The following is a 13760-nucleotide window of genomic DNA, read 5'->3' on the forward strand; positions in this document are numbered from 1 at the left end:
GGGGACAACATCGGTCGGGAAAGAGTTCGCACTTCCCTTAAGAACGGAATGCCGCTACGGCTCCGATTTGTCTTCTGTAGAAGCATTCCCGCTGCTGGAATCGTCGACTGACTTCTTCTTCTGGCCACGTGCCATCGCCAGAATGTCCGCCGTACTTGGCTTTTTAGGGGTTGGTTCGTCGCTGGACTTATCGACTGCTGCCGCTTCTGTCTTCTTTTCCCCACGCAGGAGGGCCAGCTTCTCAGCCGTGGTCAACTCTTTATCTTTCGCCGAAGAAGACTCTTCCTTTTTTGTTTCGGTCGTCTTCTTTCCGCGAGCCATCGCCAAAATATCGGCCGTACTGGGCTTCTTCTTCTCCGTCGGCTGGGCTGGTGGATTAGCCGGAGTATCGGCTTTCTTTTCGCCACGAAGCATGGCCAATTTGTCGGCGGTTGAAAGCGACTTCTCGTCCTTTTTCTCTTCCTTGGCTTCTGACTTGCCCCGCGCCATGGCCAAGATATCGGAAGTACTTGGTTTTTTGGAATCAGACTTTGGCTTGTCCGACTTCTTTTCACCACGTGCCGCCGCGAGGATATCAGACGTGCTTTGCTTTTTGGGCTTTGACTCGGCCGGCTTCTTACCCCGCGCCATCGCTAGAATGTCTGCGGTGCTGCTGCCGGTCTTGGGTTGAGGCTTCTTAGCGGTGGCTGGCTTTTTGGGGGCATCGTTGCCAGGGGGAGCTTTTTTAGCGGATTGCTTTTCAGCGACGGGTTCCGGCGGCTTCTCAACGATTTTGAGATAGTCGATATCGATGTCGTACCACGAGATGTCCGATGTCCCCAGGAATTCGACCAGGGCACGACCACTCATGTTCACTGTCCGAACGATACCCGTGCGTCCTGCAAAACGCTTCAGTTCCGGAACCATGTGCGCAATGGCGACGTACTTGTCGGTATACTCTCGTTTGAGCTTCTCGATGTGTTCGAAGACCATACGCGGCTCAGGCTGCGGCTTTATTCAATAGACATAGGCTGGCAGAATTACTGCTCTGTCCATCATACGGAAAGCCATCTGCCGCGGAAAGTGAACCGTTGCCCCGTTTTCGGTTATCGAGAAACCGATCCGTCACCCAGTGTTTGACGTAATTTTTGGGCGGAAGCGGTGAACTGGGCACTCTTTTGAGCGTCTCCCAATTCGCGATACATCTCGGCCAGGTTGTCCAGCGGAACGATCAGCTTCGGCTTGATGGCCTGATTCTGTGCGACCGCCGACTCGATGAGTGACTTCCCTGTTTCGGTCAGTTGGATTCCTTTTTCTCGCTGGCCGGTGGACCAGTAGGAAACGCCCATGCTGACGAGCGATTCGCCACGGCGGTCGAGCATCACGCTTTGCAGCGAAGGCTCAGTCAAATGCGTGTTGGCAAGTTCATACCAACGCACGGCTGCCGTATGATCCTGCTTTTGAACCGCACAGATTGCTCCTGCCCGAAAGTAAAGATTCCCCAGCAACAGATGATCGGCAATACTGACCTCTCGGCCGACAACGCCCCCTTTCAGGAACGTATGTGCCTGATCGGCAAGCTTTAGCGCTGCATCATGTTTGTCGCGAGAGTGCTGGATGAAAACGGCCTGCGATAACGCTTGGCCCGTTTCCCATTCCAATGCCCGATGAAAGAATGCATCGTCCGTTTGGCTGACAAGCTCTCGATACTGTCCCAGGATTTGGTCGACCGAATCGCCAGGATCGAACGGAGCATTATAGAAGCTGTGGGCCATCAACGATTTCGTGAGCCAGGCCATCCGCAGTTCGCCGGTTGCTTCTTCGTTGGTCACCATGTCGTCAATGTAGATCTTGCCGCGCTGAAGCCACTGGGTGACGGTCTCTTCTTTTTTCTCCCAGTCGCCGGTCGCAATATCGATCGCCAACGCCAGATGAGCATCGACAAGGACTCGCTTGGCGGCTCGACGAACTTGTTGGTTGGTGTCGTTCACCAAAGGCGAAGCAAGTTCGATCGCTTTCACGTGATGGTTCACCGCGTCACGATTCTTTTGCGGTCCTGCCATTTGCAGTAGATCACCCCACTGGCAATGAGCCTTCGCACGAACATGATCGGCGACATTGGTATCTTCCGCAATCTCTTGAGTGCTACGAATACCTGTGGCCAAATTGCCTTGCACGACATTAAGCAGCGTTCGGTGCAAACGATGTTCGGCAGAAGAACCAACACCAGCGGTCGCCTTGCGTGCGGCCTCAAACGCTTCGGTATCTCGGCCTAGGCGATGGAGGACTAAGGACATCTCGTGCCACGCCACGGCATGATGCGGTTCATGCTCGAGGGCCATTTGATAATCGTTCAGACGATCGCGGAACTCCAAGGCCGGTCGGCTAGCGGCGCGAATCATGAATGCTTCGGCCGAAGGGGCCTGAACAATGATGCGATCTACCTGCTGAGGGTTGCCATCTTCGGACTGAGGCAACATGATGCCACGCTCGGGATAGATGACGCCCAAGTGACGACCAGTCGTATCACGAACCGTTGCCGGTGCGATTTGGGTCAGCTCGAATTTTGCCTCAACCACATCGCGCGAAATAGGTGTTTGTGGAATGAGAAAAACGGAAATGATTTGATCGTTGTCGACCGCGATTTCCAGCTGAGCGAACTCACCTTGGTTTCGATATAGGCGAACATGCTTGTCCTGATCGACCCGACGACGCTTGATCGGTTCGCCCCACTCAGCTTCGACCTGCCCAAGAGGCGTCTTGCCGGGGGTTATCTGCCAGGCCGTGAATGGTGCAGCTTCCAGTTCAATCTTCGGCTGAGGCGATGGTTGAACTGGCGCCGCCGGCGTTTCGACGGGAGTCTGGCTGGGCGTCTGAGTTGGAGGTGGTTCCGCGATTTGTACTTGAGGTGTGATCGAGAATCGCGAACGAGGCTGCTGGGCAGGAGCCTCCGGTTCGACTTGTAACGGCTGCGTCGCCATCGTCGGTGGGACTGACTCGCTGAACTTCGACGTCCCTTGCTCTGCCGCGGGATTGTCGATCTTTTGCTCGTGGATGCGATAAATACGAAGAGGACCATTGGCGGTCGGCGGAGCGACTCGGGCCCCTTCCGGAGCGCGGACAGAAACGCTTGTTTCTTTGTTGGGAGCTGGCGGTTCTTCGGCCGAGACTTGGCGGATGGCTGGATTTTCCAGCGGCTCGCCATCGGCGGTAAGCGATAGCGTCAAGGGACGCTGGAGCGATCGCTCGGCCGGCAATACGTACTGAGCCGGTTGAACTTGTCTTTCAGCGACCGGCTGATCCGACTCGTCCAACATCAAACGAATCGGCTCGGCTGTTGTCTCGCGGCTAGTGGCGACGACACAGATCGTGAAAAGTATCAGATTTTGGATCGTTGAAATACGCATGATTCCCTCGGCCAGGCCACTCTGTCCCGTGCTTCCTTGCCGTTTGTGACAGTTTCAGGCGGGCGAGAGTATAGCGATGCACCGAATCGATCCAAGATCAATTTATGCTAGCACGAGGCGTGATTTTAGAATTAAGCCGTATTAGATGCATCTTCGCGGCGAAGAATGTCCATCAATAGATTCTGTGGTGGGGTAATCGTGCGGTGGCGATTCCAAGCGGCTGCGATTGTCCGATAGGGCTGAATCTTTCGAATCGGCAGATAGACACACTGGTCGTCGTTAGGGTCGATCGCCATTTCTGGAATCAGCGAAATACCGACTCCCAGTCGGATCAACTCCTGAATCGTCGAGATCTGAGCACTTTCGCAAACCACGTGCGGCTGAAACTCTTGCTGCCGGCAAAAACCAATGATCTGTTCACCCAGACAATGGACTTCATGCAGCAGGACAAATGGTTCCTGGCGAACCTGGTTGAAGGAGAGCGATGGCTTATCGGCCAGCGGATGATCTGGTGGCAATGCAACCATCAACGCTTCGCGAAACAATGGTTCGACTTGCAGGCGAGTGTCTTCGATCGGCAACGCCAATATCGCGACATCAAGCGTTCCTTTAAAAAGCCGGTCCAGCAAATGGTCGGTGTAGTCTTCGACCAGTGTCAGAGTGACTTGGGGCATCTCTTGGCGGAAATGCTGGATGATGTGCGGCAGCTGAAAGGGAGCAATTGTCGGCAGTGCGCCCACGCGTAAGCTGACCGCTTCCGGTCCTTCCGGTTTCTTGAACCAACCTTCGGCGGAATCGACTTCCTTCAGAATTCGTCGAGCACGCGGCAGAAGTTCTTTGCCAGAATCTGTCAGTACCACGGTGCGACCTAGGCGATCGAGCAAACGGGTACCTAGTTCGCGTTCCAGCTTCGCGATCTGTTGACTGAGCGATGGTTGCGTAACGTGGCACTGCTCGGCGGCGCGAGTAAAGTTCTCTAATTCGGCAACGGCAACGAAGTATCGCAGCTGGTGGATTTCCATAGGTAGCACTTATCAACGGAATAGGAAGAGCGAATTTCCGTTATACCTAGAGGGGCGTTATTCTGGAAGCAACGAAAGCAGGGTTTTTGCCCTGGAAGGACGCGTCGCCCGGCATTGTCGATGTGTGGGAACGGTGACTAAAGTTCGGTCGACGCGTTCTTCGCTTCGTTTCTTAGAGGCCGGAGATAACCTACTTCTGATCGAGTAGCCAGACAGGATGCTCGGTTCCGACCAGGCTTGGGTTCTGCAGTAGACGCAATGCCCGATCGCGAAGGCATTTCGACGGTCCATCGGTGTGGCAGTCTTCGACTTTGGCAATAACATCCAGCGTGTTAAGAGCATCTAAGAAGTTTCGCTGCTCGAACTGTTGATAGGCCTTCTCGTAGTTCTGCCGTAGTTGGTTCCATGTATTCGACCGCCGGGCTGCGAGTTCGTGGACTTTGATCGGTTCCAGAATGTTGACGACTTTGATCGATCCAAGGAAACGCATGGCCATGCTTGTGCCGAGTGCCAATCGGGTTTCTTCCGTGATCAAAATTTCTGGCGGATAGAAGACACCATCCGATTCGCGGTCATCCCCTTTCGGACAAAATTGTTTGGTCGCTCCTTGAACGCGGCTGGCCACGTTGACCGTGGGACCGAGTGGCCCCCACATGTATTTGTACTCGGTTCCTTTTTTGCCCACGACACAATCGCCGGTGTTGATGCCGATGGTCACACCGAACGGCATAAGATGGTCGGGGATGCGATCGGACCAGGCTTGATTGAGACGGTCGAGCTTGCCCACCATATCAATCGCCGCCAGGCAGGCCAGATCGGCATGGTCTGGCTGCTCGTCGGGTGCGCCCCACATGGCGACCAACTCGTCGCCGACATACTCCAGCAGAACACCATGATGACGAATAACACTTTCCGACAGTTCGCCAAGGACTTCGCGGAGCCATTTCAATGTTTGCACCGAACCAAGTGCGGAACTAATCGTGCTAAAACCGCGAATGTCGCAGAACAAGACCGTGATGTTCTCTTCACGCGTTTCCAATAGCGTTTCATCATAAATGATCCGCTCGGCAATGCCTGGTGGAAAGAACTGAGCCAGGCAAACTTGATGCTTCGCCGCCTCTTGTTCTTTTTTGAGTCGTTCTAGTCCGACCGTTAAGCAGTCGCGGATGACCTCGACAAACTTGACTTCGCATTCCGCCATGGCGTCATCACCCAAACGCCCCGGTCGTTTCGAGGCATACAACGCACCCACAACGCTGTCATGGGAGACGACCGGAGTAACGACGACACGTTCGGGAAGTTTCGATTCGCCAACGGTCGGCGGTGTCGACCAGGTTTTGCGATTGGTCCAGATGTATTCCAATGCCTGGCTATTGAAGTTGGGTGTTTGAGGCTCTTTCACTTCAGCTGAAGGCCATGTCGCTTCGCATTGCCATTGGTTGGCCATTGCGTCGAGGCCCAAGTAAGAACAAGAATCGAAGTTTCCCAGTTTGCAAACATTCTCGGCAGCCGACGAAAAGAAGTCAGGCGAGCTGGCTGCTTTTTCCAACACGGTACTTACGGCGCTGAGAATGCGTTCGACATCCGCACTCGACGGTCCGATCGGCGTTGCGTAACCGTCTGCCATGCGACTTTGTCGCATCATCAGCGCGACATCAGCCACGCTTTGGGAGATCTTGTTGGGGTTCTCTTCTGGAAATTCGTGTTGAGAGGGTCCACCAACTCCGCTGAGCTGTACGGCAACGTTATGCCCAATCAACAATCGAATCGGCTGCTGGGTTAGTTGGTCGGTAACAAGTGTGCGAACTTGCTGATGGGCTATGCCCCCTTCGGCGGATGGAGAAAGTTGAACTTCATGCGTACCAATGTTCGCCACACGCAGATAGTGTCCGCTTGTGTCAGGCATCAAATCGAGAGAACGACGCGACACTTCGCGCTGTTGGTAACGCGTGACAATCAGCTTCCGATGGTCGGTGTACGAAACCATGCGGAACGGGGTGGGATCGCCCTTGGTGACATCTTGCCGCCCAATGATCAGCCGATCTTTGATGGGCAGCTCAAATACCTCTTGTCCCAATTGATCGTCGAAGATCGGCTGCTGCTTACCGCCGACGAAGATACTCAGCAAAACACCTGGTGGCGTTTGAGAATCGTTTGGTTTGGATTGAGGATCTTGCATTACCGGCAGACGAAGCTTCTCAAAGTGTCGATCGATGGATCCGCCCCTGGCCATTTCAATCGTCAGGTGAACTTATCATCGTAGTGAATCTAGGTCGTACGCCAAGAACACCTGAGTTCCTCAAGAATAACTCAAAGTTACCTAGCGTACCAACGCCCCGGCACGTGTTTACCGAGGGGGGAATCAAAGTGTTGCTACCTCCAAAAGGTGATTTTCGTTGGTTCTTAACTTGCAAACCGATAGAATGACACCTAGTGGCCATCGCACCGATTTACCTCCTAAATTTTTACCGCATGTGCCATGGATTTACTCGGCTACCTTTTCGGCAACTCAAAACGGGATCAGTTTGCCCAGCAGCTGATGCGTCGGGTGAAGGATGCGGGCGAGAGTCGCGAAATCCGCTACGAGCGTGATGCCTATCAATTCACTTTCTTTGATCAGGGGGAATTGGCCGGCGTAGCGAATTTGGGAAATATTTTTAGCGAATACGACCAACTTCCGCAGGATAAACGCGAAGCTTATCTCGGCCAGATTACCCGAGCCATTCTTGCTCATCACAAGTCGATTCCTGATGAATTCCCTGACGCAGCCCCCGACATATTGCCGATTGTCCGCAATCGAGCCTACTTGGAAATCGGTAGCTTAGAGCAGCGACTACGAGGGGAGGACTCCTGGGAAGTAAGCTCGATCGCCGTGGGAGATCACCTCTTGGCGATGCCGATCTTCGACCTTCCAGAAGCCATGCGAACGATCGATTCGGCACGTATGGAACAGTGGGGACGAACGACCTACGAGTTGATGGAGCTGGCCCTCAACAACCTCCGCGACTTGAATGCTTCGTTCACGACAATAGACGATCGTGTTTGCGTATTTCAAAACGGCGATCATTACGACGCTTCGCGCATTTTGTTGACCGAACGAATTCGCCAGCTGGATGTCCGGGGACTTCCCGTCGCATTAATTCCAACGCGCGACTGCCTAATTGTAACCGGCGATGAAGATGCGATTGGCCTGGAATTGCTAGGCGAGCTGGCGCGTCGTTCGCTTCAAGATCCAAGACCGATCAGTTTGACTCCTTGTCGATTGGTCGAAGACGAATGGGAGACTTGGTTACCACCCCGTCATCATTCCCAGCATGCATCGCTGACTGAATTGCATTTGCATGGCGTGTCGAACGAGTATCGCGAACAGCATGAAGCGATCGAAGCGGGTTTTGCTCAGTCAGGACAAGAAGGGTTCATCGCGAACTATTACTTGTACCGAGATCTCAAGACACGCGAGCTTCATTCCTATTGTGTTTGGCCAGATTGTCCGCATGCGCTTCTGCCGAAAGCAGACGTTGTGGTGTTCATGGATTCAACGCATATGAAACCATTGGCAAGTGGTTCATGGGATGCGGTCGAAGCGCAATTGGGCTCGAAGATGGAGGACTTGAATACCTTCCCGCCACGCTATCGCGTACTCGGTTTTCCGACGGCTGAAGAGTTGAGGCAAATCGGTTCAATTCCACGTTTCCGACTATGAATTAAGGAGGATCGCAGGAAGAGGATAACGGCCAGAATGCTCGACTTTGCGAAAGGGGCGAACTACGATGAGTTCACCTCTTCTCGCATGGCTTCGTTGATTTTGACGCATCTGGATTCCCAACCGTAAAGCCACCCAACCCCAATAGCCAGACCCATGAATTCACATCGTGATCTCGGGAATTTATCGGCGAACGAACTTCGAGAACTCTACCACGTGACGGAAGAGGACCTCGAACTGATTCTGGAATACGGCCAGATTGTCTTACCGCAGCTCGAAGCTTTTATCGAAGAGTTCTACGAGTGGCTTCGTACCCAGCCAGAATTTGAACTTTACTTCTCCGACAGCGCGACGATGCACCGAGTGCAAGGTCAGCAGCGACGCTACTGGCAAGATTTTTTCTCCGCGCAGATCGACGAGTCTTACGTTCACAAACGCAAGTCGGTTGGTGCGAATCATGCGCGGATCGGCTTGCCGCTGCCGACATACGTTTCCTCGATGTATCGCTCGCTCCGAATCTGGACCGACGTGCTGTACGACCAAACGTTGACGCACGAACGCTATGCACGATCGCTCAAAGCGGTGACAAAGCAGATCATGCTCGACACGGCGATTGTCGTTGATACTTACATGCGGCAAACCAATTGCATTATTGCGGAGCAGCACGATTCCTTAATGCAAATGTCGACGCCGGTGACGGAAGTCTGGGACGATATTCTGATGCTGCCCATTGTGGGAATCATCGACTCGAAACGTGCCCAAGACATCATGACCGCGGTGCTGCATAAGATCGCCGATACGCACTCGCGCTCGTTGATTCTCGACATTAGTGGCGTCGCGGTTGTTGATACGGCGGTCGCGAATCACTTAATCAAAATTACTAAAGCGACGCGACTGATGGGATGCACGTGCACCATTTCAGGTGTCTCTCCGGCAATCGCTCAGACGATTGTCGAACTGGGAATCAATGTCGGAGACATTCGCACCACGGCAACGCTAAAAGACGCGCTTCGAGATGCCTTTGGTGATATGAAAACGGTCATGCACAACAACGGAACTCCTTCATGAATTACGACCGAACAGAAGTGCCGAGAATTCCAATGCAGCTAACCGCAGGCTGCCTGGTCGCTTCGATTCAGGTCGACTTGAACGATGAAGTATTGTTTCGTTTCAAAAGGGACCTTCTGGAAAAGATTCGCCAGACACAAACCCGAGCCGTTCTGTTGGATGTTTCGGGAGTCGACATCTTAGATCGCGTCGAGTTCGAGTCGGTGCGACAAATCATGCAGATGGCGCGACTGATGGGAGCTCATGCCATTTTGGTTGGCATGAAAGCCGAGATCGCATGCTCGTTGATGGATTTTGATCTCGACTTACGCGGACTTGAATCGACGCTGACGCTCGATCAAGCGTTTCAGCGATTGGAAAATCGAGGAGCCAAAAGTGGAGGCCACAACGCGTCGAACCGATGAACCTTCCGGAGATCAGGATCTGGATCAATACCGAGGCCAGCGTAGCCAGAGTGATCATGGCATCTCGCAAGATGGCCGAGTCGTCTGGACTACAAGGGAACCAAGTGGCACTGGTCGCAACCGCTGTTTCCGAGTTGGCTCGCAACATAATGAAGTATGCCAACCATGGCGAAGTCATACTTCGCACGGTTGTTCGAGGAACAAAGCAAGGAGTCGAGGTGGTCGCTTGGGATCATGGGCCGGGGATTGAATGCATCGATTCCGCCATGTGCGATCATCACAGCACGGGAGGAACGCTGGGACTTGGATTGCCCGGTGTTAAACGCCTCATGGATGACTTTGAAATCGAGTCGGAAGTCGACAAAGGAACCAGGATTACGGTGAGGAAATGGAAGTAATGACACCTCGCAAGCTGGAAGCTGGTCGCTTTGTTCGTTCCGCGGCCGGACATTTTGTCGGGGGCGACCTGGCCATCGTTCAGTCTCACTCCGAGTTTTGTTTTATTGCTCTGGTCGATGTTTTGGGACATGGACCTCAGGCCTATTCAACGGCACTGCAGTTGGAAGAAGAGATTGAAAACTGGGCCGACAAGTTCGACCTGCTTTCGCTCATGAAGTCACTGCATCGTCATCAGCAAAATGGTCGAGGCGCGGCCATCGGCTTGGCAACCGTCGAACCGCGATCAGGTCAGGTACGATACGTCGGAATTGGCAATGCGACTTGCCGTACGCTGGGCGAAGCCCCTCATCACATGCTGACGCGAGAAGGTGTCGTGGGGCAAACATTGCGAACGCCCTCGCTGGAGATCCATAAGCTGACGCCTCATGACGTGCTGTTGTTGTACAGCGACGGAGTCACCAGTCATTTTGATGTGGAAGATCGTTTTCAGCTTTTCTTTGAACCGATTGACCGAGTGGCCAGGTATGTCGTCGAAGCGTTTGGTCGAAGCCATGACGACGCTTCGTGCATTGCGGTGAGGTTCGCATGAAAACGCACCTTGGAGACGTTCGGATATTTGATCAATCGGCGGTCGTCGAAGTACGTACGAAGGTTTACGGACTCGCATCGGCTTTTGGTTTCGGCTCGTCCATGGCAACGCGAATGGCTTCGACGCTCTCCGATTTAGTGCGACAGCTGCTCGACAACCAAGATCCTGGCGCGCTCTATGTCGACTTGGAAGACGCTCAAGGACATCTCGTTTTGGATCTACGCTTTTTGACCTCGGAAGGTGTCTTGCTTTCCAGTGGCATACGCGAAGTTTTCGACGACGTCTGGCAGTCCACCAACGGAAGTGCGGTGAAAGAGATCAAGTTGCGAAAAACGATTCGTAACCTGCCAGGCTCGCTTACCCCAGAGTTTCTTGATCGGCAACGCAATCGTATTTGTCTTAAGTCGCGTGCCGCGTTATTGGAAGAGCTTCGTGAGAAGAACCAGCAACTAGAGAAGTACAACGCTCATCTGGAAGAGTTGGTTCGTGAGCGGACCAACGAACTGGAACTGACCAATCAGCGAATGCAACGTGACTTGGACGCCGGCGCTGCCTACGTCGCTCGCTTGATTCCCGAACCGATTACCGGACCGATTTCCATCGATTGGCGCTACGTTCCTTCCGAAGAGCTGGGTGGTGACGCGATGGGTTATCACTGGATCGATCCTGATCACATGGCCATCTACTTGCTGGACGTGACAGGGCATGGAATTGATTCGGCGCTGCTTGCTGTCAGCATCATCAATGTGATTCGCGGAGCGTCGCTGCCTGGGGCCGACTTTCGCAATCCGAGCGAAGTTCTCAAGCGATTGAACCAGTCGTTCACCATGGAGCGACATGACAACAAGCTTTACACCATGTGGTACGGAGTCTTTCATCGTCCGTCGAGGACGCTCACTTGGGGCGGTGGTGGGCATCCTGATGCGCTGCTTTATGAAAAGGGATCGAGCGAGCCGATTCGTCTTTCGTCAGGCGGTCCTTTGATGGGAATGATCGATTGGCCTCATTTCGAAACTCAGTCGATGGTCATTCAGTCTCCGTCCAGTCTGTATCTGTACAGCGACGGTGTCTTCGAGATCCACAAAGAGGATGGCATGGAATGGACATTCGAGGAATTCGTCCAGTTCATGAACGCACCGATTCCTAAGGGCGATACGAAGATGGACGACTTATTCCGCTACGTCCGTGAGTTGTGCGGATGTGAACAACTGGCCGACGACTTCTCGATCCTCGAAATCCGATTCAATTTGCCGCACGAACATGGCGTTGTTATCGGGGATGCCGGAGCAGCTATTTGAGGAGATGATCGAGATAGGCTCCTTCAACTAAGTCGTCATCAGAGATCGCCAACTGTTGCATCAAATGATGAGCAACCGCTTCGCCCTCGGCTTCTGACTGAGAGTCTTCGAGAACCACTTCGAGTTCAAGATACGTGCCGAGGTCTTCGACTTCGTCCAAGTGAATCCTCGTTTGGCCAATCAAATAGAGCGTGCGAGTCTTCTTGACGGTTCCCACGACTTCCAATGCGTCGGTCAGTAAGCTGCCTAATTCGGTTGGGTGAGAAACGGGCACGCGTGAATAGTTGGAAGTCTTGGGGCCGGCCGTGTCGCCACGTTGATAGAAAATCAGCTCGGCATGTTCGCCGTTGATCTCTCGTAACTTGAGACGTCCAGCAGGGACGCGATAGAAGTGATCGGTTTGCTGGAGAACGATTGGCCCGGAATCAGCGAGCGAGACGATGCGGTCTTCGATCTCGCTTCGCTGAGAAATTCGGGCTTTGATTTCGATATTCCGAGGCAATCGTCGCTCCTCGTCGTTTAGACCATTTCGTCTGCGATGAAGCCTTCAAACGTTTGTCGACGTCGGATGACACGAGCGTTGCCGTCTTCGATCATCACCTCCGCTGCCATCGGCTTCGAATTGTAGTTGGAGCTCATGCAATAGCCGTAAGCTCCGGCACATTCGATGATCAGAAGGTCGCCCACCGTTGCCGGTGGTAACTTTCGAGCGCTGACAAAGCCTCCTTCTTCCTGCGTGAAGATGTCGCCAGATTCACAAAGCGGGCCACCCACAATCACGTCATGTTCTTCACCAACGGTTTGCCCATCGAGCCGAGCGACCGAGATCGGATGATAGGCACCATACATGATCGGTCGAGCCAGATTATTGAAACCAGCATCGGCCACGTAGAAGAGATTGTCTCCCATCTGCTTGACCGCACGAATTTCGGTAACCAGGTAACCTGCCTCCGCGGAGAGGTAGCGACCAGGTTCGATCTCTAGCGAGATGCTGTGATCGAAGGCCTTCTCCAAGTTCTTACGCGTTGCATCCCACAGCTCGAAGTACTTGTCGAGATCGACGTAGGTTTGCTCGCTGTTGTAAGGAATCGGCAGTCCGCCGCCGGCGCTGATGGTCTTGATGCTGCGGCCCACTTCCAGTGCCGCTTTCTCCATCGAATCGCAAACCTGTGAAAGATGGTGCAAGTCGGTTCCACTTCCAATGTGCATGTGCAAACCGGTGATTTGCAGGCCATTGGCATCGGCCAGCAGCAAACAGTCGTTCAGTTGTTCATGCCAGATGCCATGCTTCGACTGTTGTCCGCCGGTGTTGGTTTTCTGGCTGTGCCCATGTCCGAATCCAGGATTGATTCGCAGGGTGATTTCGCGACCAGGAGCCAATTCGCCTAGTTGGCGAATCATGTCTGGCGAACCACAGTTCACATGCAGGCCATGTTCGACGCACAGTTCCAATGCTTCACGGTCGAAGATATCCGCCGTATAGACGATCGGAGGCGGATCGCCATGCACGTCGTATCCGGCGGCCAGGGCTCGGCGAATTTCCCAGGCACTCACGGCGTCGACAACGACGTTGTTCTCTCGAGCCAGTTTCAAGATCGCCAAATTCGAGCAAGCCTTTTGGGCATAGCGGACGACATCGAAAGCGGCGAGATCTTGGATCCGTTCCACAATTTTGGCGGCGTCGTAAACATAGGTTGGCGTGCCAAATTCAGTAGCGATCTGCTTAACGGGAACTCCGGCAATTTCCTGACGGGAAGTAGAGAACGTGGGGACTTGTGGCATGTCTTGCACCAAACCGTAAAAAAGGGCTGAAACCGTAATCTTTATTGTAGTGAGACACGCGAATTCGCCCACCGGGCGCAAAAAAAAGAGGCCTCTCGCAGGGAAAGGC

At 53.5% G+C, this 13760-nt stretch carries 12 protein-coding genes; 6 read left to right on the forward strand and 6 right to left on the reverse strand.

Going from position 1 to position 13760, the window contains the following annotated elements; translation table 11 throughout:
• Positions 1 to 54 precede the first annotated feature (54 nt).
• The 4 genes from LA756_RS17795 to LA756_RS17810 form a co-directional block, all read right to left on the reverse strand.
• Positions 55 to 972 (reverse strand): hypothetical protein, encoded by a 918-nt coding sequence (locus LA756_RS17795; RefSeq protein ID WP_224436071.1) that lies wholly within the window; start codon positions 970 to 972, stop codon positions 55 to 57.
• Positions 973 to 1085: 113 nt separating this feature from the next.
• On the reverse strand, positions 1086 to 3386 hold the full coding sequence (locus tag LA756_RS17800) for a hypothetical protein (protein ID WP_224436072.1): 2301 nt from the start codon (positions 3384 to 3386) through the stop codon (positions 1086 to 1088).
• A 131-nt stretch (positions 3387 to 3517) separates the two neighbouring features.
• On the reverse strand, positions 3518 to 4408 hold the full coding sequence (locus tag LA756_RS17805) for a LysR family transcriptional regulator (protein ID WP_224436073.1): 891 nt from the start codon (positions 4406 to 4408) through the stop codon (positions 3518 to 3520).
• A gap of 190 nt (positions 4409 to 4598) precedes the next feature.
• Positions 4599 to 6641, reverse strand: coding sequence for an adenylate/guanylate cyclase domain-containing protein (locus tag LA756_RS17810; RefSeq protein ID WP_224436074.1), 2043 nt, complete (start codon positions 6639 to 6641; stop codon positions 4599 to 4601).
• A gap of 246 nt (positions 6642 to 6887) precedes the next feature.
• Here LA756_RS17810 and LA756_RS17815 point away from each other — a divergent pair, with 246 nt between their 5' ends.
• The 6 genes from LA756_RS17815 (at position 6888) to LA756_RS17840 (ending at position 11869) form a co-directional block, all read left to right on the forward strand.
• Positions 6888 to 8111, forward strand: a complete 1224-nt coding sequence (locus LA756_RS17815) for a DUF1444 family protein (protein WP_224436075.1) — start codon at positions 6888 to 6890, stop codon at positions 8109 to 8111.
• A gap of 156 nt (positions 8112 to 8267) precedes the next feature.
• Positions 8268 to 9179 carry a protoglobin domain-containing protein gene (locus tag LA756_RS17820; RefSeq protein ID WP_224436076.1) on the forward strand — a complete coding sequence of 304 codons (912 nt, stop codon included), beginning with the start codon at positions 8268 to 8270 and terminating at the stop codon, positions 9177 to 9179.
• Positions 9176 to 9583 (forward strand): STAS domain-containing protein, encoded by a 408-nt coding sequence (locus LA756_RS17825; protein WP_224436077.1) that lies wholly within the window; start codon positions 9176 to 9178, stop codon positions 9581 to 9583. Before LA756_RS17820 ends, LA756_RS17825 begins: the two co-directional genes overlap by 4 nt.
• Positions 9584 to 9639: 56 nt before the next feature.
• Positions 9640 to 9981: an ATP-binding protein gene (locus LA756_RS17830; RefSeq protein ID WP_261362045.1), complete on the forward strand. Its 342-nt coding sequence runs from the start codon at positions 9640 to 9642 to the stop codon at positions 9979 to 9981.
• A complete protein-coding gene (locus LA756_RS17835; RefSeq protein ID WP_224436079.1) occupies positions 9981 to 10571 on the forward strand; it encodes a SpoIIE family protein phosphatase in 591 nt (196 codons plus the stop codon). Before LA756_RS17830 ends, LA756_RS17835 begins: the two co-directional genes overlap by 1 nt.
• Positions 10568 to 11869: a PP2C family protein-serine/threonine phosphatase gene (locus tag LA756_RS17840; RefSeq protein WP_224436080.1), complete on the forward strand. Its 1302-nt coding sequence runs from the start codon at positions 10568 to 10570 to the stop codon at positions 11867 to 11869. Before LA756_RS17835 ends, LA756_RS17840 begins: the two co-directional genes overlap by 4 nt.
• On the opposite strand, the gene LA756_RS17845 is transcribed toward LA756_RS17840, so the two are convergent.
• Positions 11862 to 12371: a class IV adenylate cyclase gene (locus LA756_RS17845; protein WP_224436081.1), complete on the reverse strand. Its 510-nt coding sequence runs from the start codon at positions 12369 to 12371 to the stop codon at positions 11862 to 11864. The two genes, LA756_RS17840 and LA756_RS17845, sit on opposite strands and share 8 nt — an antisense overlap.
• A 17-nt stretch (positions 12372 to 12388) precedes the next feature.
• Positions 12389 to 13651 carry a diaminopimelate decarboxylase gene (gene lysA, locus LA756_RS17850; RefSeq protein WP_224436082.1) on the reverse strand — a complete coding sequence of 421 codons (1263 nt, stop codon included), beginning with the start codon at positions 13649 to 13651 and terminating at the stop codon, positions 12389 to 12391.
• Positions 13652 to 13760: the final 109 nt, after the last annotated feature.

It is taken from the genome of Bremerella sp. TYQ1, assembly GCF_020150455.1.
In the GTDB taxonomy this organism is placed as follows: Bacteria; Planctomycetota; Planctomycetia; order Pirellulales; family Pirellulaceae; genus Bremerella; species Bremerella volcania_A.